The following is a 25,067-nucleotide window of genomic DNA, read 5'->3' on the forward strand; positions in this document are numbered from 1 at the left end:
GGTCGTAGGCGGGGTCGTACGGGCGGGCGGGAGCGGTGGACTGCTCGCCGGCAAGGAGGCTGCGGGGGGCTACGGCTTGCATGGCGCGTCTCCTCGGTCAGGCTGCGGGCGCTACGACGGGCGGGCGATCCTTGCGGTACGCGTTCTTGACCGCGATCTTGCCGTCGCGGAAGGTGAAGACGTCCACCATGCGCGCCTCGATGCGGGCGCCGTCGGCACGGGTGCCGCGGAAGGTGGATTCGCTCACGCCGCGGTCGCCCACGACAAAGTGGTCGCCATCGACCCACTGCGCGTCGGGGAAAGTCTGCCAGGCCAGCTGGAAGCCTTCGCGCACCGCGTCGCGGCCGATAAAGCTGCGGCCCAGCAGCTCGGGCCCGGCCACGCCGTGGAAGGCGCAGTCATCGGCCATGAAGCCCATCAGGGCCTCGATGTCGTGGCGGTTCCAGGCGTCGTTGAAGGCCTGCAGCAGTTCGATGCCGGCGGCGGTGTTGTCCTTGGACATGGGTTGGTCTCCTGAGTGTTGTCTGCCGGTCCGTGGGGAACCGGCCATGACTCGAGGATAGGGAAGCCGCGCGCGGCGCTGTAGCGCCAGTTCGGGACAATCGCTTGGGCCAGCGGCGGCAGACACCGCCGCGGGCTGGCTCAGGCCGCGGGACGGACCCGGGAAGTGACGGCGGCGATGGTTGTGGCGCCGCTGGCGGTGGCCTGCAGCTCACGCGCCACGCCCGCCAGCACGCGGATGCCGGGCTCGATGCGGTCCAGCGAGATCGACGAGTATCCCAGCCGGAAGCCATTGCGCGGCGCGGGCTCGGCCATGAAGAAGACGCTGCCGGGCTCTATCAGCACGCCCTGCAGCTCGGCCAGCCGCGCCAGCGCATCGGCATCGAGCCAGGACGGCCCCTCGATCCAGCATGAGGCGCCGCCGGCGATCGGCACCGCGCGGAAGTCAGGCATATGCGTGGCCAGCGCCGCCAGCACGGCTTCGGCGCGCTCGCGGTGCGCGGCCGCCAGCCGGCGCAGGTGCGCGTCATAGTGGCCCAGCGACAGGAACAGCGAGAACGCGCGCTGGATATACGCCGACGGATGCCGCAGCATCAGCCGCCGCGCGCCGCGCAGCTCGGCGATCAGTGCCGCCGGCCCGACGATATAGCCGATGCGCAGCCCCGGCGCCAGGCTCTTGGACAGGCTGCCGACATAGATCACGCGGTTGCTGCGGTCCAGGCTCTTGAGCGTGGGGGTGGGGTCGCCTTCGAAGCGGCTTTCGCTTTCGTAGTCGTCCTCGATCAGCACGAAGTCAGCTTCCTCGGCCTGGCGCAGCAGGGCCTGGCGGCGCGCCAGCGGCATGGTGACGGTGGTGGGGCACTGGTGGCCCGGGGTCACGTAGACGTAGTCGCAGGCGCGTTGCGCGTCAGACAGGGTCAGGCCGTCGCCGTCGACCGGCAGCGGCACCAGGTGGGAGGTGTGCGAGCCAAAGATATTGCGTGCGTCCGGATAGCCGGGGTCCTCGATCCCCACCGGCGTGTCGGGGCTGACCAGCAGGTCGGCCAGCAGGTACAGCGCCTGCTGCGCGCCCACGGTCACCACGATCTCGTCGGCGCCGGCCCACACGCCGCGGCGCGGCAGCACGCGGGTGCGGATCTGCTGCACCAGCGATTCGTCGTCGCGCAGGATCATGTCCTGGGCCCAGTCGTGGATGTCGAGCACGCTGAGCGCCTTCAGGCAGCATTCTCGCCAGTCCGCCGTGGGGAACAGCACCGGGTCGTACTGGCCGTAGATGAAGGGATAGGGGTAGTCGCGCCAGTTGGCGCGCTTGACGATATTGCGCTGCTGCGTGGGGCGGAACACAAAGCGCCGCTCCCAGTCCGGCTCGCCTGAGCGGGCGGGCACCGCCTCGCCGCGCAGCGAGGCCACGCCGCTCACGCGCGTGCCCAGGATCTCCGGGTTGACGAAGTAGCCGCTGCGCTCGCGCGCCACCAGGTAGCCTTCATCGACCAGCTGCTGGTAGGCCAGTACCACCGTGTTGCGCGCCACGCGCAGTTGCGCCGACAGCTCGCGGCTGCTGGGCAGCGGCTCGCCCTGCGGCAGCTGCTCGTCAAGGATGGCCGAGACCAGCATCTGGCGGATCTTGCCCTGCAGGCTCAGGCCCGAGTGGGCATGCTGCTGGAACAGCTGGGACCAGAGGGTGGTGGGAGACTTCAGGCTCATGGGGTAGGGGCGTTGCCTAGACGGCGAAGCGCGCCAGCATACCGCACCGGCGCGCCACGTCAGTCATGGTCAGTCATCAATACTCATGCAGGTCCGGGCGCGGCATCTCCGCCAGCGGCACTACCGGATCCACGCTACCGCGAAACAGGTGCCGCGCGGCGTAGGCCACCAGCAGGATGCCCAGGCTCACCACACCCAGCGCAAGCGGCGTGCGCTGGTCGGGGATGAAGGCCATCGCCACCACGATGCCGATCATGCCGACGATCGCCAGGTAGGTGAGGTACGGGTAGCACCACATGCGCACGCGCAGCTGGCCCGGCGCTTCGCGCTCCAGGCGGGAACGCAGGCGCAGCTGCGAGATCGCGATCAGGATGTAGACGAAGATCGCCACCGTGCCGTACGAGTTCACCAGGAAGGCAAACACCGTATCAGGCGAGACATAGGACATCACCACCGCACCGTAGCCGAACAGGGTCGCCACCAGGATGGCGCGCACCGGCACGCCGTTGCGGCTCACGCGGGCCAGCGACTTGGGGGCGTCGCCACGGCGGGTCAGCGCGAACAGCATGCGCGACGAGGCATAGAGGCCCGAGTTAAGTGCCGACAGCACCGCGGTCAGCACGATCGCGTTCATGATCTGCGCGGCCGCCGGCACGCCCATCACGTTCAGCGCGCTGACGTACGGCGTGGCGATGCTGTTGGAGTTCCACGGTACCAGGCAGACCACCAGCAGGATCGAACCCACATAGAACACCAGCACGCGCGTGATCACCGAGCTGGTGGCCTTGGCCACTGCCTTCTGCGGCTCGGCGGTCTCGGCGGCGGCGATGGTGACGATCTCGGCCCCGAAGTAGAAGCCCGTGGCGGCTACCGCTCCGGTCAGCACCGGTACGATGCCGTGCGGCATGAAGCCGCCGTTGGCGGTCAGGTTGGCCACCTGCATGCCATGGGCACCGGGCGCCAGGCCCAGCACATAGACGCCGGCGACGAACAGGAACACGATGATCGCGGCCACCTTGATTGACGCGAACCAGAACTCGAACTCGCCGAAGGACTTGACCGACACCAGGTTGGTCAGCGTCAGCATCACCAGCAGCACCAGGCTGATGATCCAGTTGGGCACGTCGGGCAGCCAGTAGCGCACCAGGTCGGCACCGGCCACGGCTTCCAGCGCCACCACGATGACCCAGAAGTACCAGTACATCCAGCCGGTCAGGAAGCCGGCCAGGTTGCCCACCGCCGGGCGGTCGCGCCAGGCTTCGCGCGCATACTCATAGAAACCGCCGGTGCCGGGCATGGCGCAGGCCATCTCGCCCAGCATGCGCATCACCAGCACCACCAGCAGGCCGGTGATCAGGAAGGAAAGGACCGCGGCAGGGCCGGCGGACTTGATGACGACGCCGCTGCCGACAAAGAGGCCTGCGCCGATCACGCCACCCAGCGCGATCATGGTCATGTGGCGTTGCTTCAGGCCGTGGGATAGCCCGTTGCCGGACTCTGGTTGTTGGATCATGTTGTGTCTCCTGTGCTGCGCTAGCTGTCGGTACTGCGTTGCAGCCAGTACAGCGTTTAAGGCAGGCGCCACGGCTTCTCTTCGGTATAGATGGCAGGGCAGTAATTGCCAGCCTGGGGCCGTGGTCGTTCAGTATTTGCAATCCCTGGGAGGGATGGCCTATCCGTACATGTCGACTTGTCTCCGGTGATCGCTTAAAAACTGGAACAAGAAGTTCCGAAAAATTGTTCTTTCACTGGAATGTAGGCCGTTCGCAGGGGAAGGTCAACCAGAAGTTTCGATAATTGATATGATTTGACTCTGAAAATGAAACTTACCTATGATGGAGCCAGGCATGAACGATATGCGCCTCGCCAAAAGTGACGCCAAGCCGGATGGAGACACGCCGGCACTGCGTTTGTTCGGCCTGCTCGAAGTCATCGCGGAGAAGGACCAGTCCTTCAACCTGCAGGCGCTGGTGGAAGAAACCGGACTGCCCAAGCCCACGCTGCACCGCATGCTGCAGCAGCTGGAGGCGGCGGGCCTGATCCAGCGCAACGGCGACGGGCGGCAATACGGCACCGGCCTGCGGCTGCGCCGGCTGGCGGAGAACCTGTTGCTCAACAGCACCTCGCACGGTGCGCGCCACATGGTGCTGCGCCGGCTGGTGGAAGAGGTGGGCGAGAGCTGCAACCTGACCGCGTTCTCCGGCGGCGAGGTGCTGTACCTGGACCGCGTGGAAACGGCGGCGCCGCTGCGCTTCTACCTGCATCCGGGCTCGCGCGTGCCCGCGCACTGCTCGGCCACGGGCAAGCTGTTCCTGGCGCAGCTGGCGCCGGCGCAGCGCCAGCGGCTGCTGGCCAACGTTGAGCTGGAACGCTACACGCAGAACACGCTGACCGACCACGCGCAGCTGGAAGCCGAACTGGAGCGCGTGAAGCGCGACGGCTACGCGATGGACGATGAAGAGTTCCTGCCGGGGCTGGTTTGCATCGGCGTGCTGGTGCCGGCCGTGGACGGCGGCAAGTCCAACCTTGGGCTGGCGCTGCAGGCCCCGGTGATGCGCGTGACGCGCGACAAGGTGCTGCAATTGCTGCCCGCGCTGCAGCGTGCGGCGGGCGCGCTGGCGGCGATCGAGGCCGACAGCGCCGGCAGCTGGCAGGGCGGCGCGGAAGAGGACGAATAGCGCGCACGGCGTCACGCGGATTGCTCCGCTTGCCGCAGTGCCGATGGCATGGCAGCAAGCAACAAGGAGCATGAGGTGACGCAAGACCAGTTTGGCAAGCCGGACCGGATGATTCCGGTGCGCAGCGCGTTCGGCATCGATTCCGGCCTGATGGTGCCGGCCTTCAGCCAGCGAGACGACCACGTGCCGGAGATCGATCCGGCCTACCGCTTCCAGCCCGAGGTGACGCTGGCAATCCTGTCCGGCTTCATGCGCGACCGGCGCGTGATGGTGCAGGGCCTGCACGGCAGCGGCAAGTCGACCCATATCGAGCAAGTCGCCGCGCGGCTGAACTGGCCTTGCGTGCGCGTCAACCTGGACGGGCATATCAGCCGGCTGGACCTGGTCGGCAAGGACGCCATCGTTATCCGCGACGGGCGCCAGGTCACCGAATTCCAGGAAGGCATCGTGCCGTGGGCGCTGCAGCGCCCGGTGGCGCTGATCTTCGACGAATACGACGCAGGCCGGCCTGATGTGATGTTCGTGATCCAGCGCATCCTGGAGCGCGACGGCAAGTTCACGCTGCTGGACCAGAACCGCGTGATCCGCCCGCATCCGTCTTTCCGTTTGTTTGCGACCTCCAATACCGTCGGCCTGGGCAACGTCAACGGCCTCTACCACGGCACCCAGCTGCTCAACCACGCGCAGATCGACCGCTGGAACGTGGTCGCCACGCTGGACTACCTGCCGCATGAAGAGGAGGCCGGCATCGTGCTGGCGCGCGTGCCGGAGCTGGACCACGACGCCGGGCGCGCGCTGGCCGATGCGATGGTGGCGCTGGCCGGGCTCACGCGCCGCGGGTTTGCCGCCGGCGATGTGTCGGCGCTGATGTCGCCGCGCACGGTGATCAGCTGGGCCGAGAACTGCCAGATCTTCCGCGACCCCGCGCTCGCCTTCCGGCTGACCTTCCTGAACAAGTGCGACGAAGCCGAGCGGCCGGTGGTGGCCGAGTACTACCAGCGTTGCTTTGGCCACCTGCCGGGCGAAGCCGCCGGCGTCAGCTCCGAGTCGGAGCCCGCGCGATGAGTGCGGCCACGGTCGCGCAGCAGTTGCGCCGGCGCCAGCGGCAGGATGAGCTGTCCGGTGCCGCGGTGCGCGCGATTACTGGCGATGCGGCGCTGCATTTCCGCGACGGCCAGCTCTGGCGCGCGATGCGCCCGGTGCCGCAGCATGCGCCGCACTTGCGCACGGACCTGGAAACTGACACGGCCACCTGCCTGCGCGGCGCGGCCGATGGTGCCGCCCTGCGCCAGGCGCATTCCGACGCCGCGCTGCATCGGCAGCTGTGCCCGGCAGATGCGGTCGAGCGCCTGGTCTTCGAACTGCTTGAGCAGCTGCGTTGCGAGACCCGCCTGCCGCGCGGCATGGCCGGCGTGGCGGCCAACCTGCGCCACCGCTTCATGGCGTGGTCGCGGGCCTTCCATCGCTCCGGGCTGACCGAGGGGCATCTCGGCATCCTGCTCTATACCGTGGCGCAGGTGTCGTGGTCGCGCCTGACGGGTGAGCCGGTGCTGGAAGAGACCGAAGACCTGATCGAAGCCACGCGCGCCGCCATCGTGCCGGTGCTCGGCACCGCGCTGGCCGGCCTGCGCGCGCAACGCCACGACCAGGCCGCCTACGCCGCGCACGCACTGGCGCTGGCGCGCGCGGTGGCGCAGATGATCCGTACCGAAGCCCCGCTTGCCGGCGAAGACGACGACAACGCAGCCTCGGCTGCGCGCGCCGGGTTTGCGCTGTGGCTGGATTTCGACGAACCGCCTGCGGAAGACTTTGCACTGGCCGACAGCGGCCACAGCCGCGTGCTGGCCAACGCCACCGACGGCTACCGCGTCTTCACCACCCGCTACGACCGCGAAGTGCGCGCCGCCACGCTGGTGCGCCGCGCCTTGCTGGACGAGTACCGCACGCGGCTCGACGCACGCATCGCGCGCGCGGGCGTGAACGTCGCCCGGCTGGCACGCCGGCTGCGCGCCGCGCTGTCGCAGCCGCGCGTGGACGGCTGGTCCTTCGGCGAGGAAAGCGGCCGTATCGACGGCCGCCGCCTGGCGCAGCTGGTCTGCTCCCCCTCCGAGCGCCGGCTCTTCCGCCTGGAAGCGCACAAGGCTCATGCCGACTGCGTGGTCGGCTTCCTGATCGACTGCTCCGGCTCGATGAAGGCGCAGGCCGAGCCGCTCACGCTGCTGATCGACATGCTCACGCGCGCACTCGACCAGGCCGGCGTGGCCACCGAGGTGCTCGGCTTCACCACCAACGCCTGGAACGGCGGCCGCGCCCGCGCCGACTGGCTCGCGCGCGGCCGCCCGCAGCACCCTGGCCGGCTCAACGAGACCTGCCATATGGTGTTCAAGGACGCGCAGCGAAGCTGGCGGCGCGCGCGCACCGACATCGCCGCACTGCTCAAGGCCGACCTGTTCCGCGAAGGCGTGGACGGCGAGGCGGTGGAGTGGGCCTGCGCGCGGCTGCACGCCAGCGGCAAGGCGCGCCGCATCCTGGTGGTGGTGTCTGACGGCAGTCCCATGGATACCGCGACCGGGCAGGCCAACGACGCCTGCTACCTCGACAACCACCTGAAGGCCGTGGTGGCGCGGCATGAGGCGCTGCGGGATGTGGAAGTGCTGGGGCTGGGGGTAGGGCTGGACTTGAGCCCCTACTACCGGCACACGCTGGCGCTGGACCTGTCGCAGCCGGTGGACATGGCGATGCTGGATGAGGTGGCGGGTCTGGTGGGGGCGAGAAGACGCTGAGGGGCGGTGAGGGCGCGGACACGCATCAGTGTGCGCTGTCCGATATTTCGCGATGTACGCGTTACGCGTACATCGCACGGAACACGTACGGCGGCCGCGGCCGTTACATCACCCACCCCACCATCGCCGGCAGCATCAGGCTGACCCCGATCCCGATCAGCACGCCGAACGCAAGGCGTCGCGTCGTCATCGGCGAGAACGGCGGCGGAAAACGCCGCCCCAGCAATGTGGCGATCACCACCACCGGCACGGCAATGGCGGCCTGCACGCACACGGCGGCATCGAGCTGCCCCTGCCAGGCCGAGAACAGCGTGCGCACGGTGGAGGTCACGGTAAAGACCAGGATCAGCGCGCAACGGATTTCAACCGGCTTCATCGGCTGGCGGTAGAACTGGAAAATCAGCGGCGGGCCGGAGACGCCGAACATGCCACTCAGCAGTCCGCCGAATACCCCGCTGACGAAGAAGGTGCCATCGCCGGAGCGTTGCGCCAGCGGCGCGGGCTTGAGTGCGGCGCTGAGGCCGCCATACAGGATCACGGCGCCCAGCAGCAGTTGCAGCAGGGTGGCTGCGCTGGAACTCAGGTACTCCAGCACCAGCACGCCAACCACTACCGACGGCAGGATGCCGATGGCTGCCGCGGCGACGGCGCGCCAGTCGATATGCTGCAGCTTGCCTGGCAGCGCGCAGGCGCTGTTGGCCAGCGTGACCAGGCTCACCACCGCGGCCACGGTGGCCACGGGCGCCAGCCCCAGTCCGCTGGTGACGCCCATCACGATCATGCCAAGGCCAAAGCCGGTCACCGTCTGGAAATAGGTGCCGGCACCGAGCAGGGCCTGCAGGCCCAGCAGCGGCAACAACAGTTCTGCCTTCATGCCGCCGCCTGCTCGCCCTTGCTGGCCTGTTCCGCGGTGGCTTGCGCCTGGACCACGGTGACGGCGATGACATGGAACACATCGTCCGCGCTGCAGCCGCGCGAGAGGTCGTTGGCGGGCTTGTTCAGCCCCTGCAGCATCGGCCCGATGGCCTTGGCGCCACCGACCCGCTCGGCCAGCTTGTAGCCGATATTGCCGGCTTCCAGGCTGGGAAACACCAGCACGTTGGCGTGGCCGTTCACCTGCGAATGCGCGACCTTGCGCGCGGCGATCTCGGCGACGATGGCGGCATCGAGCTGCACGTCGCCATCGATGGCCAGGTCCGGGCGTTGCGCGCGCACGCGCTCGGTGGCGGCCACCACCTTGTCCACTGCCGCATGGCTGGCGCTGCCACTGGTCGAGAACGACAGCATGGCCACGCGCGGCTCTTCCATCAGCAGCGTGCGTGCGCTGTCGGCCGCGGCCATGGCGATATCGGCAAGCGCATCGGCATCCGGATCCACCACCAGCCCGCAGTCGGAGAAGATCAGCCCGCCCTTGAGCGTGTGGAAAGGCTCGCACAGCATCATCAGGAAGAAGCTCGACACCAGCCGGAAGCCGGGTGCCAGCCCGATCAGCTGGATCGCGTTGCGCACCACGTCGGCGGTGGTGTGGTCGGCGCCCGCCACCGAACCGTCGGCGTGGCCAAGGCGCACCATCAGGTTGGCGAAGCACAGCGGATCGAGCACGGCGCGCTTGGCTTCATCGAGCGTCATGCCCTTCTTCTGGCGCAGCGCAAAGAGTTGCTGCGCGAACGAGGGCGTGAGCGCCGAGGTCGATGGGTCGACCAGCGTCATGCCGTCCAGCCCGATGCCGTGGATGGCCGCGGCGGCGTTGATCTGGCGCGTGTTGCCGACCAGCACGATGCGCGCGATGCCTTCCTGCGACGCGCGCTGCGCGGCCTGCAGGATGCGCGGGTCTTCGGCCTCGCACAGCACGATGCGGCGAGGCGCGGCGCGGGCGCGGTCGATGATGCGGAGGATGGCTTTCATGGTGGTTGGCTCGGTAAAACTGAAAAAAGGGCCAGCGACCTGCGCTATGCCCTTGGTGTTCTCCCCTCTCCCGCAAGCGGGAGAGGGAGCACGCCGTCAGCTGGCGGTGTGCAGTACTTCGATCAGACGTAGTCCTTGTACTTGTCCAGGTAACGCACCGGCTTGGCCAGCGCATCGCGGCGGAACGGGTCGCCCAGTTCACGCGTGCACATGATCTCGATGATCGTGGTCTTGCCATGATTCATCTGCAGGTCGATGGCGCGCTTCAGGGCCGGGCCGACATCTTCCAGCCGATCCACCACGATGCCTTCCGCACCCATCGCCTTGGCGATGCCGGCAAAGCTCTGGTTGTCCAGCTCGCCCGCCACAAAGCGGCGGTTGTAGAAGTCCACCTGGTTCTTCTTCTCCGCGCCCCACTGGCGGTTGTGGAACACCACCGCGGTCACCGGGATGTTGTGGCGCACGCAGGTCATGGTTTCCATCAGGCTCATGCCCCAGGCGCCGTCACCGGCGTACGACACGGCCGGGCGGTGCGGTGCCGCGACCTTGGCGCCGATGATGGTCGGGAAGGCGTAACCGCAGTTGCCCCAGCTCATCGCCGCGAAGAAGCTGCGCGGCTTCTCGAAGCGCAGGTAGCTGTTGGCCACCGAGTTGATGTTGCCGATGTCGGTGGACACCATCACATCTTCCGGCATGGCCTTTTCCAGCTCGCGCAGCACCTGGCGCGGATGCAGGTAGTGGCCGCCGGTGGGCGTGCGCTCCTGCTTCTGCTCTTCGATCATGTCCAGGCTGTACGGGTCGCGCTCATGGGTCCAGTCGTCCAGCTCCTTCTCCCACGCGGCCTTTTCGTTGGCGATTTCGGTGGCGCGGGCCTCGCGGCTGGCGTCGCAGGCCAGCGTGCGGCCGGCCAGGCGCTGGCTCAGCGCGACCGCGGCGGCCTTGGCGTCGCCGCAGATGCCCACCGAGATCTTCTTCACCAGGCCCAGCATCTTGTGGTCGGCGTCGATCTGGATGATCTTGGCGTTCTTCGGCCAGTAGTCCATGCCGTGCTGCGGCAGCGTGCCGAACGGCCCCAGGCGCGAGCCCAGCGCGATCACCACGTCGGCGCGCGAGATCAGCTTCATCGCCGCCTTCGAACCCTGGTAGCCCAGCGGGCCGCACCACAGCGGGTGGCTGGCCGGGAACGAGTCGTTGTGCAGGTAGCTGTTGACCACCGGTGCGCCCAGGCGCTCGGCCAGGGCCTTGCACTCTTCGATCGCATCGGCCATCACCACGCCGCCGCCCGAGATGATCACCGGGAATTTGGCGTTGGCCAGCAGCTCGGCCGCTTCGTTCAGGCTCTGCTCGCCGCCGGGGCCGCGGTCGAGGCGGCGCGGCTGCGGGATCTCGACGTTGACCTTGCCGTAGAAGTGGTCACGCGGGATGTTCAGCTGGGTCGGGCCCATTTCCGCGGTGGCGCGGTCGAAGCAGCGGGCGGTGAACTCGGCCATGCGGGCCGGGTTGGTGACGTGGCCCTGGTACTTGGTGAACTCCTGGAACATGGGCAGCTGGTTGGCTTCCTGGAAGCCGCCCAGGCCGATGCCCATGGTGCCGGCTTCGGGCGTGACGATCACCACCGGGCTGTGGGCCCAGTAGGCAGCGGCGATCGAGGTCACGCAGTTGGAGATGCCGGGGCCGTTCTGGCCGATCACCACACCGTGGCGGCCCGACACGCGGGCGTAGCCGTCGGCCATGTGGCCGGCGCCTTGTTCGTGCACCACCGGGATCAGGCGGATGCCCGCCGGCGCGAAGATGTCCATCGCATCCATGAAGGCCGAGCCCATGATGCCGAACATGTCGGTCACGCCATTGGCGGCCAGCGTTTCAACGAAGGCTTCCGACGGGGTCATGGTCTGCGGGCCGGCCGGGACCTGGCTCTCCTTCGCGGCGGCCGAGCCACCGGAAACGGCGGGATTCGAGGTGGTATCGAGGTCGCGCATGGCGTTGTCTCCTGATGAGGGTCTTATAAAGTGGAACAGGACGTTCCGGAAAATTGCTTGCTGGAGGAAATGTAGGCGGAAGACTTTGGTTGGTCAATAGGAAGTTTTGATTTACGGAATGAAATTGATGAAAAATTGAGACAAGATGCGGTTTTGAGTGCCTCGTACGGCATTTATAGGGGTCCGTTGGCCGTTCCAGAGCGGCGACGGAAGGTGCGCCGCGGGCGAGGGCTCACCTGCGGTGGCGGAAACAAGGGGGGAGGAGGGTCAGGCGTGCGGCACTCGGATGGCTGCGTGCCGGCCTGGGGGCGGTTCAGTGAATGAAGCCGCCCTTGACGAAGCGCACCGGCTCGGCGTCCATGCGCAGGAGCAGCGCAGTCAGCCCGTCAGTCGCGGGCGAAGGCGCGCGCTGTGCGCCGGCGTCCGGTCCCGAGACGCAGACCAGGTCTGCGTCGGACCATTGCCGCCCCGGAGTGCCGCGGGCGCGCAGCCAGCCGCCGCGGTCGGCCAGCAGCTGGGTGCCGGCCAGGCGCGAAGGCGATTGCCCGGCGATTGCCGCCACGGCCTGCCAGGCATGCGAGGAGACCGCGGCGCAGCCGGCACGGAAGCGCGGCACCTGCGCCGGCGGTTGCCCGTCAGGCGTGACCAGCACGGTCAGGAAGCGGGGATCCTCGAACGGCAGCGATGCCATCCCGTCCACCGCCACCAGCCGCACGCGCTGGTCGCCGCGCCATTGCGACAGCGCCAGCGGCGCGGCATCGGCGCAGCGGATTGCCATCTCCGGCAGCCGCAACGGCACCGGCCAGTTGCCCTCGGCACCACCGCCGGCCGACAGCGCTTTCATGTAGTCGATCACAGCCCAGGCCTCGCGGAGGCCGAGCACATTGCCGAAGGCCGGCATGGTGGGCTGGCCGTGACGGTCGCGCATGCCGGCCAGCACATGCCAGAACAGCTCGCCATCGACGCGGCGCGCCAGCAGCGGGCTGACCAGCGTGGGCGGCCACTGCGCCAGGCTGGCGGCCAGCGGCCCTTCTCCGCGCCCGTCCGCGCCGTGGCAGCTGGCGCAATGCTGCGCATAGACCCGGGCGCCGAGCGCGATGGCATCGACGGAGAAGCGGGTAGGGCTGGCGTGGAAGCTGGTCGGCGCAGCCGGCACCAACAGCAGCGCTGCGCTGGGCCAGGGGGCCGCCACCAGGGCGAGCGCACCGGCGGCCAGCAGCACGCCGCGATGGCGTCGCCAGGCCAGCGCGGCGGCAATGGCCAGCACGGCAAAGACAAGGGCGCACAGGCTCAGGCCGACCTGGCGCGCGAGGCCCAGGTCGATCAGCAGGGTTTCGCCCGCCACGCGCCGTGCCCACGGCCAGGCTGGCTGGCCGTGGCTGTCGCCGGTCAGGCCAAGGGCATGCCATAGCGACAACAGGGCCAGCTGGAATTTCTCGATCAGAACCAGCAGTGCATTGAGCCATGCCTGCGGCGGCGGGCCGTTCATCTGGCGGCCCGCGAGGTGAAGCGCAACGCCATTACCAGCTCGCGTCCAGCCCCAGGTGGCGCAGCGCTTCGTGCCGCAGCCCGGTCAGCCGCGGATCGCCGCGATGGCGCGGGTAGGGCAGGTCGACCCGGATCTCCGCCGCGATGCGTGCCGGACGCTGGCTGAAGATGATCACGCGCTGCGCCAGGAACAGCGCTTCCTCCACGTCGTGCGTGACCAGCAGCGCCGAGAAGCGCGAGCGTTGCCACAGTTCGACCAAGTCGCTCTGCATTGCCAGCCGCGTCAGCGAATCCAGCTTGCCCAGCGGCTCGTCCAGCACCAGCAGGCGCGGATCGTTGACCAGCGCGCGCGCCAGCGCCACGCGCTGCGCCATGCCGCCCGAGAGCTGGTGCGGGAAGGCGCGGGCGAAGGTCTCCAGCCCTACGCGCCGCAACGCATCATCCACGCGCGGGCGCTGGCTTGCCAGCACGCCGCGTGCCTGCAAGCCCAGCGCGACGTTGTCCCAAACGCGCCGCCACGGGTACAGCGTGGGGTCCTGGAACACCACGATGCGCGACGGGTCAGGCTCGGCGATCGAGGTGCCGTCCTGCAGGATCTCGCCGGAGGAGGGCTGGTCCAGCCCTGCCACCAGCCGCAGCAGCGTGGACTTGCCGCAACCGCTGGGCCCCAGCAGCGCGACGAATTCGCCCGGTGCGACGCTCAGGTCGACGTCGTCCAGCACCTGCAGCCCGTCGCTGCCGCTGCCGAACCAGTGGCTGACCTGATGGATGTCGATGCGGGCACCGGTCTGGGCTTCCGCGGTGTCGTCTGCCGCCGCGTTAACTCCCCACTCCCGCGTGCGGGAGTGGGGAGCCTTCTTCACGTGCGTGTAGGGTCTCGATGCTTTCAACCGCTCAACAACACTCACCATTTCACCGTCCCCTTCTGCCACGACAGCACCCGGTCACGCGCCACGAACAGCAGCGTGATCACGCCCGAGAACAGCAGCGCCATCACGATCAGCGCCGCATACATATTGACGTAAGAAGCCCAGCCCTGCGCCCACGTCAGGTACCAGCCCAGGCCCGACTTCACGCCCATCATCTCCGCCGTCACCAGCACCGAGAACGAAGCGCCCAGACCCATGAACAGGCCGACGAATACCTGCGGCAGCGCCGCCGGGATCGCCACGCGCAGCACCAGGAACCAGCCCGAGGCGCCCATGGTGCGCGCCACGTCGTAGTAGCTCTTGTTGACGCCGGCCACGCCTGACCAGGTCAGCACCGCCACCGGGAAGGCGGTGGCCAGCGCGATCAGGAACACCGCGGCGGAATAGCTCGACGGGAAGAAGTAGAAGGTCAGCGGCAGCAGCGCGGTCGACGGCAGCGGGCCCAGCACGCGCAGCACCGGATGCACCCAGTAGCCGATGCGGCGCGACCAGCCGATCGACACGCCCACCAGGAAGCCGGCCAGCCCGCCATAGGCCACGCCCAGCCCGAGCAGCCTGAGCGTGTTCAGCGCGCTGTCGCCGAGGCGCCGCCAGTCGTCGGCATAGACCTCGATCAGCGCCTGTGGCGGCGCGAAGAAGGGCGTGGGCAGGATGGCGGTCTTGGCGGTCAGGATTTCCCACGCGGCCAGGGCCACGGGCAGCGCCACCAGCCACGGGCCGGCGGCGCGCAGCGTGGCCAGCGCGCGTTGCGCGGCCCGGACCCGCTGGCCGGCCAGCGCAACCAGTGCCAGCAACGCGGCGCCTGCCAGCGCCGCAATCCCCAGCGCTGTCGTATAGGCCCAGTCGCTGAAGCCCACCGCCTGGTTGGGCCACAGCCATGTCAGCGCGCCGAACGCGGCCCACGCCAGCGCGGCGAGGATGCCGGTGGCCCAGACCGGGCCGGACGCGCGCGCGCTTGCGGCGGCATGCGGCACGGGGGCCGCGGCTGGCTTGCGCGCAAGCCCGGCGTCGAATGCAGGTTGGCTTGTCGTCATGGCATCACCCCAGCACATTGGCGTAGACGTGCTGCGCCAGGCGTTTGGCATCGGTGGTCTTCTTCAGCACGCCGATGCGGCGGAAATCATCGGCGTAGAAGGCGATCTCGTCGCGCAGGTCGACGCCGGTCGGGTGGTGGGTATAGGTCAGCGTGGCGTAGAGCTTGCGCAGGTCTTCCGGATTGATCTTGGGCGAGTACCTGGCGAAGACCCTGGCGGCCTCGTTGGGGTTCTCGTTGACATAGTCGGTGGCCTGCACGATGGCGCGCGCCAGCGACGTGGCCGCGGGGCGGTCGTTGCGCACCAGTTCGCCGCGGGCGCCGACCACGCAGCAGACCTTGCGTGCGTACTCGCCGGTGAGGTTGGTGGCCAGTTCCACGTAGGCGCCGTTGGTGCGCTTTTCCAGCAGGTAGAGGTTGGGGTCGCCGTCGGCGATCGCCTGGATCTCGCCCTTGTCCACCGCCACGCCCAGCAGGTCGGCCGGGTACTGGCGCCAGGTGATGTCCTTGTCCGGGTCGATACCGTTCTTGGCCAGCAGGATGGTGAAGAAGTGTTTGCCCGGTGCCGCCAGGTCGCTGACGCCGACTGTCTTTCCCTTCAGCTGCTGCAGGCTGGTGACCCCCGCCGCTTTCGATCCCACCAGCCGCACGCAGCCGCCGTGCGAGCTGCCGATGATCTTGACGTCGAAGCCGGCTTCCAGCGGCTTGAGCCAGCGGTGGATCATGCCGACCGCGGCATCGGCCTTGCCGGTGGCGATCGATTCCAGCAACTGGTCGGTCGAGCCGCTGTAGTTGATCAGGTCGACCTGCAGGCCGTTCTTCTCGAAGAAGCCCTTCTCCTGCGCCACCACGATCGGCGTCAGGCAGAAGGCGTTCTGGTTCCACGCGAAGGTCAGCTTGCGCGGCGCCGACCAGGCCTGTCGGCCCAGGATCAGCGACGGCGCGGCGATGGCCGCGGCACCGGCCAGCCGCAGCACGCTGCGCCGGCGCGGGTCGGCGTGATTGTTGTTGTCCTGGCTCATGGCGAGACTCCCCGTCTTCGTTGTGTGGTGTGGCGAGGCCATCAGGCGGCCTTGCGCTCCGCCTGCTGCGCGGCGTCGTGCTGCGCCACCAGCTCGCGCACGCGCGGGATCAGCTCGCGGCCATAGTCGATGGCGTCTTCCAGCGGATCGAAGCCGCGGATCAGGAAGGTGGTGACGCCCAGTTCGTAGTACGCGAGCAGGGCCTGCGCCACCTGCTCCGGCGTGCCGATCAGCCCGGTGGAGTTGGAGCGCCCGCCGGTCTCGCGCGCGATCGCGGTCCACAGGCGCTGGTCGACCCGGTCGCCTTGGTCGGCTGCAGCGAGCAGGCGCCGTGCGCCTTCGCTCTGTTGCGGGCCGCCGCGGCTGTAGCCGGCCTGCACGCGCAGGGCGCGGGTGTGCTCCAGGATGCTGTCGGCGCGGGCCCAGGCTTTTTCTTCGGTCTCGGCCAGCACCGGGCGGAACGACACCGAGAAGCGCACCGTGCGGCCGTGCTGCGCGGCTTCGGCACGCACGCGGCCGGTCAGCTCGCGCACCTGCTCGAGCGACTCGCCCCACAGCGCGTAGACGTCGGCATGCTTGCCGGCGACGGCCAGCGCCGCTTCCGAGGCGCCGCCGAAATAGATCGGCACATGCGGCTGCTGCGCGGGCTTGACCTCCGAGAAGCCCTGGGTAAAGCGGTAGAACCGGCCTTCGTGGTCGAACGGCGCGGGCTCGGTCCAGATGCGGCGCAGGATGTGCAGGTACTCGTCGGTGCGCGCATAACGCTGGTCATGGTCGAGGAAGTCGCCGTCGCGCTGCTGCTCGCTGTCCGAGCCGCCCGAGATGAAGTGCACCCCGAGGCGGCCGCCGCTGAACTGGTCGAGCGTGGCAATCTGGCGCGCGGCCAGCGTCGGCGCGGTAAAGCCGGGGCGGTGCGCCAGCATGAAGTGGATGCGCTCGGTCACGCTGGCCGCGTAGGCGATGGTCAGCGTGGCCGACGGGCCGGTGGAATGGTGCGGCACCAGGATGCGGTCGAAGCCGGCCTGCTCGTGGGCCTGGGCAAACGCGCGCACATAGTCGCGATCGATCACCGGGCCTGACGGCGGATGGATCTCGGACTGCTTCTGGCTCTGGATCATGCCGATGAAATCGACGCTCATGCGCGTTCTCCTGTATTCGGTGAGGGCGGCAGCGTGACCGCCCGGATGGTGTTGGGCTGAGGCAGAAAGTACGACAGGCGCGCGCGCTCGCTAACGAATAAAAACGACGGTCCATATTCAATAAGCGTCGTTTTCGTAATGCGGTGCCGGCGCTACGCTAGGCGGCATTCGGTGCGGGCCGCGCGCCGGCAGCGCGCCTCGTCGTTGTCCTTCCCGGAGTCTTTTTCCATGTCATTAACGTCCACCCCGCGCAGGCTGCCCAGCAGCGAAGCGCGCCTTGGCGAGGTGCTGGCCGGGCTCTGCGCGCGCTTTGCCGCCAGTGCCGGCGCGCACGATGCCGCTGCCAGCTTTCCGCACGACAACTTTGCGCAGTTGCACGCCAATGGCCTGGTTGCGCAGGTGGTGCCGCACGCGCAGGGCGGCGGCGGGGCAGGCCTGGCGCAGGCGCGCCGCATCGTGGCCGCGGTGGCGGGCGGCGATGCCGCAACCGCGCTGGTGCTGACCATGACCTACCTGCAGCACCGCGCGATCGCCCGCGCCGATTCGCACTGGCCACAGACCGTGCGCGACCAGGTCTTTGCCAGTGCGGTGCAGGACGGTGCGCTGATCAACGCGCTGCGGGTGGAACCGGAACTGGGATCGCCGGCACGCGGCGGCCTGCCGGCCACGGTGGCCACGCGCGTGGCCGACGGCTGGCGCATCAGCGGGCGCAAGCTGTACAGCACCGGCATCCCGGCGCTGCGCTGGCTGGCGGTCTGGGCGCGCACCGATGAGCCTCAGCCGCGCGTGGGCGTGTTCCTGGTGCCCGGACCGGCGGCCGGCATCGCGGGCGTGCGCATCGTCGAAAACTGGAACCACCTTGGCCTGCGCGCTTCAGGCAGCCATGAGACCGTGCTCGACAACGTCTGGATCCCCCCTGACCACGCGGTCGATATCCGCCCGCCGTCAGCATGGGCGCCGACCGGTGCCAGCCAGGCCGACATCGACGCCAACGCCGACCAGCAGGGCTGGATGATCGTGCTGCTGGGCAGCCTCTATGACGCGGTGGCACGCGCTGCCGCCGCATGGATCGGCGATTTCGTTCGCGAGCGCGCGCCCGGCAGCCTGGGCGCACCGCTGGCCACGCTGCCGCGCGTTCAGGAAGCCATCGGCGAGATCGCCGCGTTGCTGCGGGCCAATCAGGTGTTGCTGGACGATGCCGCCGCGCGCACCGACGCGGGCGAGGCGCCCACGCCGGCCGACAGCGGGCTGCTCAAGTACACGGTGACCGGCAATGCGATCCGCGCGGTGGAACTGGCACTGCAGCTCTCCGGCAACCACGGCTTGAGCCGGAACAACCCGCTGGAGCGCCACTACCGCGACGTGCTGTGCAGCCGCATCCATACGCCGCAGAACGATTCCATCCTGGTCGCCGCCGGGCGGGCGCAGCTTGGCCTGTAAGCGCGGGCCTGCCTGGCCGTGCTATGTTTGCAGCAGCACCGCCCCGCGGAGGGCCGCAGCGCAGGCGCCCGCCGCGCCGGCAAACCAGAACGAGACACTCCGGAGTCATTCCCATGGGCAGCACCCCCACCCCCAACCCGCTCGCGCCGCTGCGCGACTTCATCACCGGCCTGGCCGCGCTGCTGGACCAGCAGCCGGACGAGCCCCGCATCCTGCGCGAAGGCGGGGCGCTGCTGGCAAGGCTGGTTGCGCGCGACAACTGGCTGCCCGATGCCTGGGCCCAGCCGCATCCCGAGTACTACCAGCAGCACCTGCTGCATTGCGATTCCGCCGAACGCTTCTCGGTCGTCAGCTTTGTCTGGGGACCGGGCCAGCGCACGCCCATCCACGACCACACCGTATGGGGCCTGATCGGCATGCTGCGCGGCGCGGAAGACTCGCAGCCATTCGTGCTCGACGCCGGCGGCCGGCCCGTGCCGCATGGCGACGCCGTGCGCCTGCTGCCCGGGCAGGTCGAGGCCGTGTCGCCCACGGTCGGCGATATCCACCGTGTCAACAACGTGCATGACGACCGCGTCTCGGTCAGCATCCACGTCTACGGCGCCAATATCGGCGCGGTGCGCCGTTCGGTCTATGCCGAGGATGGCACGCGCAAGCCCTTTATCTCCGGCTATTCCAACCAGACCCTGCCCAACCTGTGGGACCGCTCCCGCGAAGTTGCCCAGTCATGACCAAGATTACTGCTACGCAAGCTGCATCGGTTTTCCCGACCTATTCGCCCGAGGACGTGCGCAAGGCCCTGCTCAACCACGACGAAATCGCACTGATCGATGTGCGCGAGGAAGACCCCTTCGCGCAGGAACACCCGCTGTGGGCGGCCAACTTCCCGCTGTCGAAGCTTGAGATCGAAGCGTGGGCGCGTATCCCGCGCCGCGACACGCTGATCGTCGTCTACGGCGAATACGCCGGCACCGACCTGGCGCCGCGCGCCGCGGCCGTGCTGCGCGAGCTGGGCTATACGCGCGTGCATCTGCTGGAAGGCGGACTGCGCGCCTGGATCGACGGCGGCGGCGAGGTGTTCCGCGACGTCAACGTGCCGAGCAAGTCGTTCGGCGAAGTCGTCGAAGCCAGGCGCCACACGCCGTCGCTTGCCGCCGAGGAAGTGCAGGCATTGATCGACACCAAGGCCGATGTGGTGATCGTCGATGCGCGCCGCTTCGACGAGTACCAGACCATGAGCATTCCCACGGCGACCAGCGTGCCGGGCGCCGAACTGGTGCTGCGCGTGCGCGAGCTGGCGCCCGATCCGAACACGCGTGTGATCGTCAACTGCGCCGGGCGCACGCGCAGCATCATCGGCACCCAGTCGCTGGTCAACGCGGGCATTCCCAACCCGGTGGCGGCGCTGCGCAACGGCACCATCGGCTGGACCCTGGCTGGCCAGCAACTGGACCATGGCGCCAGCCGCCGCGCGCCCGCCGCGGTCAGCGATGCCAACCGCGACAGTGCCCGCCGTGGCGCGCGCGAGATCGCCGACCGGGCCGGCGTTCGCCGCATTGCGCTGGCCCAGATCGAAACGCTGCAGCAGCCCGGGCGCACTGTGTACCGCTTCGACGTGCGCACGCCTGAGGAATTCGCAGACAGCCACCTGCCGGGCTTTGTCAATGCGCCGGGCGGCCAGCTGGTGCAGGAGACCGATCATTCCGCTCCGGTGCGCGGTGCGCGCATCGTGCTGGCGGATGATGACGACGTGCGCGCCAGCATGACCGGCTCATGGCTGGCGCAGATGGGCTGGGACGTCTGGGTGGTGGAACCGGCGACAGCGGCGGAACGTAGCGAAACCGGCGCGGTCAGCGCACCGGTGCCGGCGTCAGCGCCGGTATCGACCGTCACTGCAGCCGAACTGGCCAAATGGATTGACGCAGGCGACGGCAGCACCGCTGTCCTCGACTTCACCACCAGCGCCAACTACGTCAAGCGCCATATTCCCGGCGCCTACTTCGTCATTCGCGCGCAGCTTGCGGACGCGCTGCCGCGCATCCCGCAGCCCAGGCGCTACGTGCTCACCTGCGGATCGAGCCTGCTGGCGCGCTTTGCCGCGGCCGACCTGCAGCGCCTGACGGATGCGGAAGTGCTGGTGCTGGAAGGCGGCACCCAGGCGTGGATTGCAGCGGGGCTGCCGCTGGAAAGCGGGGAAACGCGCCTGGCCTCGGAACGCACTGACCGCTACCGCCGGCCGTATGAGGGCACTGACAACCCGCGCGAGGCGATGCAGGGCTACCTGGACTGGGAGTTCGGCCTGATCGCGCAACTGGAGCGCGACGGGACGCATGGGTTCAGGGTGGCGTAGGGCGCGGTGGCAGGTCATGTCTTGAGCATGCCCGGGTAGTGCTCTTGCAGCCAGTTGTGCATGGCTGCCTCCCCATCCATCGCTGCATATCATGCACTGTCACTGCATGATATGCAGTGGTGCAGAGGCGAAAGGGAGCTCAAAGCTTAAGGAGGAGTCGCAATGCCTCCTCCACTTCACTCATGTAATCAGTCCCCAATCTCGCGACCGGCCGCCGATGAACCGGCGATTGGACACCGCTCGGACCTGATCGATCAGCAGGTCCGTCTCATAGGCCAGGCCAGGCAGCTTGCCCAGCGCGACCCGCAACGGAAAGCAATCCTCGCGCTCGATTTGTGATGTGCCCGGCACGATGATCGTGGTCGGGTGGCCGGCGTCGTTGAGCAAATCCGTCTGGATGACCAGCGCCGGCCGGTTGCGCTTGGCCGGCTCTTCCCGATGGGTCTGTGGGTTGAGGTCGACCTCCCAGATCTGCCCGCGCTTCAGCTCAGTCAAGCCCGTCTCCGGCCGATGCGTCCATTTCCTCGCTGGCGGCCAGGTGCTTTGCCGAGAGCTTGCGGGAAAGCACGGCGATACGGGAGGCCATTTCCCGTTCGTTCTTCTCGCGCACGGCGTCGCGGATGTAGTCGGAGGCTTTTTGTCCCGATGCCTTTGCCAGCGCGCGAGTCTGGTCGGCCAGTTCTTCGCCGGCGCGGAAGGACAAGGTCGTTCCTTGCAAGCCCTTTCAGGCGCCCGATCTCTCTACAGCAAGGGAACGAACGTAACGATTCCCTGTCAATCGTAATCGTTCAGTTACAATGCTGTCCTGCAGCATCCTGCCGGCCAGGCCCCGACTGGGGACGGCCGGCGGATGCCGTCAATGCCCCCGATTCAATGCGACTGTTGTTCCTGCTGCTGACTGCCATGTGTCTGTCGCTGCTCTCCTTCGGAGCAGTGGCGGACGCGCGCGCGGCGCTGCAGGCGCAGGCCAGCGTTGACCTGGTGGACCTGGCGGCGGCACAGCCTGTCGACGACCTGGGCCGCATCATCGTGCCCGGCGACGACGGCTTGCATGACGACGATATCTGCGACGACCCGCCCCCCGGGTATTGCAATATCTGGTCGGCGGACCTGCTCGACCCCCTCGACCTGCTCGACGAGATCGAGGAATCCAGTGCCCTGATTGCCTTGCCGCCAGTGAAGCTGCTGCTGCCCTCCGGCGATGTCGCCCAGCATCCGCCTGGCCGCGCCGAGCCGCCGCCTTCGGCCTTCTTCCGGCCACCCATTTCCCGCGCCTGAGCGTTTCCTGCGCCCGCACCGCACGCGCTGCAGCATGCCGCCTCCGTGCCGCGGGCCGCGCCCCCTTGCCTGATATCGCCAGCCTGCCTGTTGCCTGACCGCGCGGGCAAGCCGCTGCCGTTGTGCGTCCTGCCGTGATCGCGTCCAAGCGACCGCTCGCCCGGGGCGGGCGGCAGCATGGCGACAGGCAGCCGTATTGCTTGCTTTCCCGACTCATGACAACAACCAAGCTGACCCTGATCGCGTCGCTTTCGCTGATCGCGCTCGCCGCTGCACCGACCCATGCCGGCGCACAAGGCGGGGTGTCCCCGAAGCCAACGGACGCGGCCGGTGCCGCGCCAGCCGCCCCCGCGCCCCTGACCAAACCTGCTGCCGCACCCATGCCGGGCTCCGCCATCCTGGCGGCTGCGGCGGTGCCGAAGCCCGCATCCGCCGCAGCGGCCGGCGCCCAGGCGGGACCCGCCTACTCGCTGCCCCAACTGCTCGAGCTGGCCCAGTCCACCAACAAGGGCGTGGCCGCCGCCGAGGCCGGTGTCGATGCCGCCAGCGCGGCAATCAGCAGCGCACGTGCCTATCCCAACCCGCAGGTGGAAGTGATGTACGGCCGCTTGTCCGGCAAGCAGCCGGGCGTGACCAGCGGCAATGCGCCCAGCTACGCCGTGGTGCAGAAGCTGGACTACCCGCACCAGCGCAGTCTGCGCGAGGCCATGGCCACCCGCGGGCTGGAGTCGTCGCAGGCCATGCGGCAAGGCTTCCGGGCCGACCTGGCCGCCCGCGTGAAGACTGCCTACTACGACGTGCTGCGCCGCGAGAGCGAGCTGCATGCCGCCGAGGAAGACCTGGCGATGATGCGCCAGATCCATTCGCGGGCGCGCCTGCGCGTGGAGGTGGGCGAGGCGCCGCGCTATGAACTGATCAAGGCCGAGACCGAACTGCTGGCCTCGCAGAAGAGCCAGCAGACTGCCGGGCTGCGTGTCAACCAGGCCAAGGCAGCGCTGCGCCAGCAGGTGGGCGGTGCCATGCCGGGCCAGTTTGCGCTGGCCGGCACCCTGGGCCAGTCGCCCGACGTGCCGCCGCTGCCGGTGCTGCGCGACACCATGACCGCCAGCAATGCCGAGCTGGTCCAGCGCCGCATGGAGCTGGAGCGCGCGCAGCTGGGCGTGAACTACCAGAAGTCGCTGCGCTGGCCCGAGGTAGCGGTGCGCGCCAGCACCGACCGCCAGCCTGACAACAACGTCTCGCAGATCGGGCTGGTCCTGACCATCCCGCTGTGGGACCGCCGCAGCGGCCCGGTGGGCGAGGCCACGGCGCAGGCCACGCAGGCGCGCAGCGCCCTGGAAGCGCGCGAGTTCGAGCTGACGCAGGAGCTGGAAGCCGCCTACCGCCAGTACGAGATCAACCAGGCCCAGGTGACGGCGCTCGAGTCCGGCATCGTGCGCGAGGCCGAGTCGGCGCTGGGCGTGGCCGAGTCCGCCTACCGCTTCGGCGAGCGCGGCATCCTGGACTACCTCGATGCCCAGCGCGTGCTGCGCGGTGCGCGCAATGACCTGATTGCCGCCCAGTACGACCTCCAGGTGGCCGCCATCCAGATCGAAAAGCTTATGTCGACCGCCCCGGGCGCTACCGCAGCGCCGGGCCTGCAGCCGACCTCCACCATCGAACAGAAATAACCATGCGCCCCAATTTCCTGCTTTCTCTGACGGCCGCTGCCGTCCTGACGTTCAGCCTGGCGGCCTGCTCCGACAAACCTGAGCCCGTCGCCGAAGCGCCCAAGCTGCCGCCGGGCGTGATCCAGCCCGAGGGCAACCTGCAGAAGGGGCTGAAGGTGGCGCCGGTGGCTACTTCCCCGTTCAGCGAGATGCTGCGCGTGGCCGGCCGCGTCGACTTCGACGAGCAACGCGTGGCCCGCATCGGCGCCAGCGTGACCGGCCGCGTGACCGACCTCTATGCCACCCTGGGCCAGGAAGTGAAGGCCGGCCAGGTGCTGGCGCGCCTGCACAGCAGCGAGCTGGGCGCGGCGCAGATGGCCTTCCTGAAGAGCGAGGCCCAGACCGAGCTGCAGGGGCGCAACGCCGAGCGCGCGCGCCAGCTGTTTGCCGCCGACGTGATCGGCCGCGGCGAGCTGCAGCGCCGCGAGAGCGAACTGGCGATTGCCTCGGCCGAGATGCGCGCCTACCGCGACCAGTTGCGCGTGCTGGGCATGTCGCAGGCATCGATCGCCGAGCTGGCCAGGAGCGGCAGCATCAACTCGCATTCGCCGGTGTTTTCCAGCATCAGCGGCACCGTGGTCGAGCGCAACGTGGCGCAAGGACAGGTGGTGCAGCCGGCCGATGCGCTCTACACCGTGGCCGACCTGTCGCGCGTGTGGGTGGTGGCCGAGGTACCCGAGCAGCAGGCCGCCCAGGTGGCCGAAGGGCAGAGCGTCGACATCGAGGTGCCTTCGCTTGGCAACGGTGCGGGCAGCAAGAGCATCACCGGCAAGCTGATCTACGTCGGCCGCACGGTCAACCCGCAGTCGCGCACGGTGCTGGTCCGCACCGAGCTGGAGAACCGCGAAGGCCGCCTCAAGCCTGCCATGCTGGCCAGCATGCTGATCGCCGGCAAGCCGGTCGACCAGCTGGTGATCCCGGCCGCCTCGGTGGTTCGCGACGGCAACGACGAGCTGGTCTATGTCGAGATGCCGGGCAACAAGTACCGCCTCACCAAGGTCAAGCTGGGCGCCGAGAGCGACGGCATGCGCGTGGTGCAGAACGGTGTGAAGGCCGGCGACCGCATCGTGGTCGATGGTGCCTTCCATCTCGACAACGAGCGCAAGCGCCTCGAGCAAGGGTAATCGGC

At 68.7% G+C, this 25,067-nt stretch carries 21 protein-coding genes and 1 pseudogene; 9 read left to right on the plus strand and 13 right to left on the minus strand.

All coding sequences use genetic code 11. The features are described 5' to 3' along the window. Positions 1-97 precede the first annotated feature (97 nt). The 3 genes from AC3WRR_RS09075 to AC3WRR_RS09085 form a co-directional block, all read right to left on the minus strand. Entirely contained in the window at positions 98-502 is a 405-nt protein-coding gene (locus AC3WRR_RS09075; RefSeq protein ID WP_010812866.1) for a nuclear transport factor 2 family protein, read from the minus strand. A gap of 140 nt (positions 503-642) precedes the next feature. Continuing rightward, the gene (pdxR, locus tag AC3WRR_RS09080) at positions 643-2,205 is read right to left on the minus strand and encodes a MocR-like pyridoxine biosynthesis transcription factor PdxR (RefSeq protein ID WP_011617530.1); all 1,563 of its coding nucleotides are present in this window, start codon (positions 2,203-2,205) and stop codon (positions 643-645) included. 76 nt (positions 2,206-2,281) lie between these two features. After that, positions 2,282-3,718 (minus strand): amino acid permease, encoded by a 1,437-nt coding sequence (locus AC3WRR_RS09085; RefSeq protein WP_010812868.1) that lies wholly within the window; start codon positions 3,716-3,718, stop codon positions 2,282-2,284. Positions 3,719-4,052: 334 nt separating this feature from the next. Between AC3WRR_RS09085 and AC3WRR_RS09090 the strand changes: the two genes are divergently transcribed. From AC3WRR_RS09090 to AC3WRR_RS09100, 3 genes are read left to right on the plus strand one after another with little or no spacing between them, the layout of a single operon-like run. Continuing rightward, on the plus strand, positions 4,053-4,883 hold the full coding sequence (locus AC3WRR_RS09090) for an IclR family transcriptional regulator (protein WP_011617529.1): 831 nt from the start codon (positions 4,053-4,055) through the stop codon (positions 4,881-4,883). A gap of 48 nt (positions 4,884-4,931) precedes the next feature. Further along, entirely contained in the window at positions 4,932-5,948 is a 1,017-nt protein-coding gene (locus AC3WRR_RS09095; RefSeq protein WP_011617528.1) for an AAA family ATPase, read from the plus strand. Then, positions 5,945-7,666: a cobaltochelatase CobT-related protein gene (locus AC3WRR_RS09100; protein ID WP_492296737.1), complete on the plus strand. Its 1,722-nt coding sequence runs from the start codon at positions 5,945-5,947 to the stop codon at positions 7,664-7,666. The genes AC3WRR_RS09095 and AC3WRR_RS09100 overlap by 4 nt, the downstream gene beginning before the upstream one ends. 103 nt (positions 7,667-7,769) lie before the next feature. Here the strand turns inward: AC3WRR_RS09100 and AC3WRR_RS09105 are convergent, their stop codons facing one another. The 8 genes from AC3WRR_RS09105 to AC3WRR_RS09140 all read right to left on the minus strand — a co-directional run bounded on the left by AC3WRR_RS09105 (position 7,770) and on the right by AC3WRR_RS09140 (position 17,161). Then, complete coding sequence (locus AC3WRR_RS09105; protein ID WP_439669239.1) at positions 7,770-8,540, minus strand: TSUP family transporter; 771 nt, start codon at positions 8,538-8,540, stop codon at positions 7,770-7,772. Continuing rightward, positions 8,537-9,571: a phosphate acetyltransferase gene (pta, locus tag AC3WRR_RS09110; RefSeq protein ID WP_011617519.1), complete on the minus strand. Its 1,035-nt coding sequence runs from the start codon at positions 9,569-9,571 to the stop codon at positions 8,537-8,539. The genes AC3WRR_RS09105 and pta overlap by 4 nt, the downstream gene beginning before the upstream one ends. A gap of 122 nt (positions 9,572-9,693) precedes the next feature. Beyond that, complete coding sequence (gene xsc, locus AC3WRR_RS09115; protein ID WP_037023447.1) at positions 9,694-11,460, minus strand: sulfoacetaldehyde acetyltransferase; 1,767 nt, start codon at positions 11,458-11,460, stop codon at positions 9,694-9,696. Positions 11,461-11,863: 403 nt separating this feature from the next. After that, positions 11,864-13,039, minus strand: coding sequence for a c-type cytochrome (locus tag AC3WRR_RS09120; protein WP_439672008.1), 1,176 nt, complete (start codon positions 13,037-13,039; stop codon positions 11,864-11,866). 31 nt (positions 13,040-13,070) lie between these two features. Next, positions 13,071-13,949 (minus strand): ABC transporter ATP-binding protein, encoded by an 879-nt coding sequence (locus AC3WRR_RS09125; RefSeq protein ID WP_492296740.1) that lies wholly within the window; start codon positions 13,947-13,949, stop codon positions 13,071-13,073. Next, a complete protein-coding gene (locus tag AC3WRR_RS09130) occupies positions 13,943-15,001 on the minus strand; it encodes an ABC transporter permease (RefSeq protein WP_492296742.1) in 1,059 nt (352 codons plus the stop codon). Before AC3WRR_RS09130 ends, AC3WRR_RS09125 begins: the two co-directional genes overlap by 7 nt. A gap of 4 nt (positions 15,002-15,005) precedes the next feature. After that, on the minus strand, positions 15,006-16,022 hold the full coding sequence (locus tag AC3WRR_RS09135; protein ID WP_010810346.1) for an ABC transporter substrate-binding protein: 1,017 nt from the start codon (positions 16,020-16,022) through the stop codon (positions 15,006-15,008). A gap of 41 nt (positions 16,023-16,063) precedes the next feature. Further along, positions 16,064-17,161 (minus strand): LLM class flavin-dependent oxidoreductase, encoded by a 1,098-nt coding sequence (locus AC3WRR_RS09140; protein WP_439672005.1) that lies wholly within the window; start codon positions 17,159-17,161, stop codon positions 16,064-16,066. A gap of 228 nt (positions 17,162-17,389) precedes the next feature. On the opposite strand from AC3WRR_RS09140, the gene AC3WRR_RS09145 reads away from it, so the two are divergent. The 3 genes from AC3WRR_RS09145 to AC3WRR_RS09155 all read left to right on the plus strand — a co-directional run bounded on the left by AC3WRR_RS09145 (position 17,390) and on the right by AC3WRR_RS09155 (position 20,951). Continuing rightward, positions 17,390-18,601, plus strand: coding sequence for an acyl-CoA dehydrogenase family protein (locus AC3WRR_RS09145; RefSeq protein ID WP_492296744.1), 1,212 nt, complete (start codon positions 17,390-17,392; stop codon positions 18,599-18,601). A 113-nt stretch (positions 18,602-18,714) separates the two neighbouring features. Beyond that, positions 18,715-19,332, plus strand: a complete 618-nt coding sequence (locus tag AC3WRR_RS09150; protein ID WP_454749679.1) for a cysteine dioxygenase family protein — start codon at positions 18,715-18,717, stop codon at positions 19,330-19,332. Next, on the plus strand, positions 19,329-20,951 hold the full coding sequence (locus AC3WRR_RS09155; protein ID WP_492296746.1) for a rhodanese-related sulfurtransferase: 1,623 nt from the start codon (positions 19,329-19,331) through the stop codon (positions 20,949-20,951). Before AC3WRR_RS09150 ends, AC3WRR_RS09155 begins: the two co-directional genes overlap by 4 nt. A gap of 139 nt (positions 20,952-21,090) precedes the next feature. On the opposite strand, the pseudogene AC3WRR_RS09160 reads toward AC3WRR_RS09155, so the two are convergent. Further along, positions 21,091-21,446 (minus strand): annotated as a pseudogene (locus tag AC3WRR_RS09160) (type II toxin-antitoxin system PemK/MazF family toxin). Further along, positions 21,439-21,669, minus strand: coding sequence for an antitoxin of toxin-antitoxin stability system (locus tag AC3WRR_RS09165; RefSeq protein WP_492296748.1), 231 nt, complete (start codon positions 21,667-21,669; stop codon positions 21,439-21,441). Before AC3WRR_RS09165 ends, AC3WRR_RS09160 begins: the two are co-directional and overlap by 8 nt. A gap of 155 nt (positions 21,670-21,824) precedes the next feature. On the opposite strand from AC3WRR_RS09165, the gene AC3WRR_RS09170 reads away from it, so the two are divergent. From AC3WRR_RS09170 to AC3WRR_RS09180, 3 genes are all read left to right on the plus strand, one after another. Beyond that, the gene (locus AC3WRR_RS09170; RefSeq protein WP_010810337.1) at positions 21,825-22,229 is read left to right on the plus strand and encodes a hypothetical protein; all 405 of its coding nucleotides are present in this window, start codon (positions 21,825-21,827) and stop codon (positions 22,227-22,229) included. A 215-nt stretch (positions 22,230-22,444) separates the two neighbouring features. Beyond that, positions 22,445-23,899, plus strand: coding sequence for a TolC family protein (locus AC3WRR_RS09175; protein WP_058696509.1), 1,455 nt, complete (start codon positions 22,445-22,447; stop codon positions 23,897-23,899). Positions 23,900-23,901: 2 nt separating this feature from the next. Then, positions 23,902-25,062, plus strand: coding sequence for an efflux RND transporter periplasmic adaptor subunit (locus AC3WRR_RS09180; protein WP_058696508.1), 1,161 nt, complete (start codon positions 23,902-23,904; stop codon positions 25,060-25,062). Positions 25,063-25,067: the final 5 nt, after the last annotated feature.

The organism is Cupriavidus sp. FW305-3-2-15-C-LB2, assembly GCF_058787575.1.

Excerpts from the sequence above, each read along its gene's own strand:
- AC3WRR_RS09125 (WP_492296740.1), bottom strand. The coding sequence starts at position 13,949 with ATGGTGAGTGTTGTTGAGCGGTTGAAAGCATCGAGACCCTACACGCAC.
- AC3WRR_RS09135 (WP_010810346.1), bottom strand. The coding sequence starts at position 16,022 with ATGAGCCAGGACAACAACAATCACGCCGACCCGCGCCGGCGCAGCGTG.
- pdxR (WP_011617530.1), bottom strand. The coding sequence starts at position 2,205 with ATGAGCCTGAAGTCTCCCACCACCCTCTGGTCCCAGCTGTTCCAGCAG.
- pta (WP_011617519.1), bottom strand. The coding sequence starts at position 9,571 with ATGAAAGCCATCCTCCGCATCATCGACCGCGCCCGCGCCGCGCCTCGC.
- AC3WRR_RS09090 (WP_011617529.1), top strand. The coding sequence starts at position 4,053 with ATGAACGATATGCGCCTCGCCAAAAGTGACGCCAAGCCGGATGGAGAC.
- xsc (WP_037023447.1), bottom strand. The coding sequence starts at position 11,460 with ATGACCCCGTCGGAAGCCTTCGTTGAAACGCTGGCCGCCAATGGCGTG.
- AC3WRR_RS09155 (WP_492296746.1), top strand. The coding sequence starts at position 19,329 with ATGACCAAGATTACTGCTACGCAAGCTGCATCGGTTTTCCCGACCTAT.
- AC3WRR_RS09175 (WP_058696509.1), top strand. The coding sequence starts at position 22,445 with ATGACAACAACCAAGCTGACCCTGATCGCGTCGCTTTCGCTGATCGCG.
- AC3WRR_RS09150 (WP_454749679.1), top strand. The coding sequence starts at position 18,715 with ATGGGCAGCACCCCCACCCCCAACCCGCTCGCGCCGCTGCGCGACTTC.
- AC3WRR_RS09085 (WP_010812868.1), bottom strand. The coding sequence starts at position 3,718 with ATGATCCAACAACCAGAGTCCGGCAACGGGCTATCCCACGGCCTGAAG.
- AC3WRR_RS09075 (WP_010812866.1), bottom strand. The coding sequence starts at position 502 with ATGTCCAAGGACAACACCGCCGCCGGCATCGAACTGCTGCAGGCCTTC.
- AC3WRR_RS09170 (WP_010810337.1), top strand. The coding sequence starts at position 21,825 with ATGCGACTGTTGTTCCTGCTGCTGACTGCCATGTGTCTGTCGCTGCTC.
- AC3WRR_RS09105 (WP_439669239.1), bottom strand. The coding sequence starts at position 8,540 with ATGAAGGCAGAACTGTTGTTGCCGCTGCTGGGCCTGCAGGCCCTGCTC.
- AC3WRR_RS09120 (WP_439672008.1), bottom strand. The coding sequence starts at position 13,039 with ATGAACGGCCCGCCGCCGCAGGCATGGCTCAATGCACTGCTGGTTCTG.
- AC3WRR_RS09145 (WP_492296744.1), top strand. The coding sequence starts at position 17,390 with ATGTCATTAACGTCCACCCCGCGCAGGCTGCCCAGCAGCGAAGCGCGC.
- AC3WRR_RS09180 (WP_058696508.1), top strand. The coding sequence starts at position 23,902 with ATGCGCCCCAATTTCCTGCTTTCTCTGACGGCCGCTGCCGTCCTGACG.
- AC3WRR_RS09100 (WP_492296737.1), top strand. The coding sequence starts at position 5,945 with ATGAGTGCGGCCACGGTCGCGCAGCAGTTGCGCCGGCGCCAGCGGCAG.
- AC3WRR_RS09140 (WP_439672005.1), bottom strand. The coding sequence starts at position 17,161 with ATGAGCGTCGATTTCATCGGCATGATCCAGAGCCAGAAGCAGTCCGAG.
- AC3WRR_RS09095 (WP_011617528.1), top strand. The coding sequence starts at position 4,932 with ATGGCAGCAAGCAACAAGGAGCATGAGGTGACGCAAGACCAGTTTGGC.
- AC3WRR_RS09130 (WP_492296742.1), bottom strand. The coding sequence starts at position 15,001 with ATGACGACAAGCCAACCTGCATTCGACGCCGGGCTTGCGCGCAAGCCA.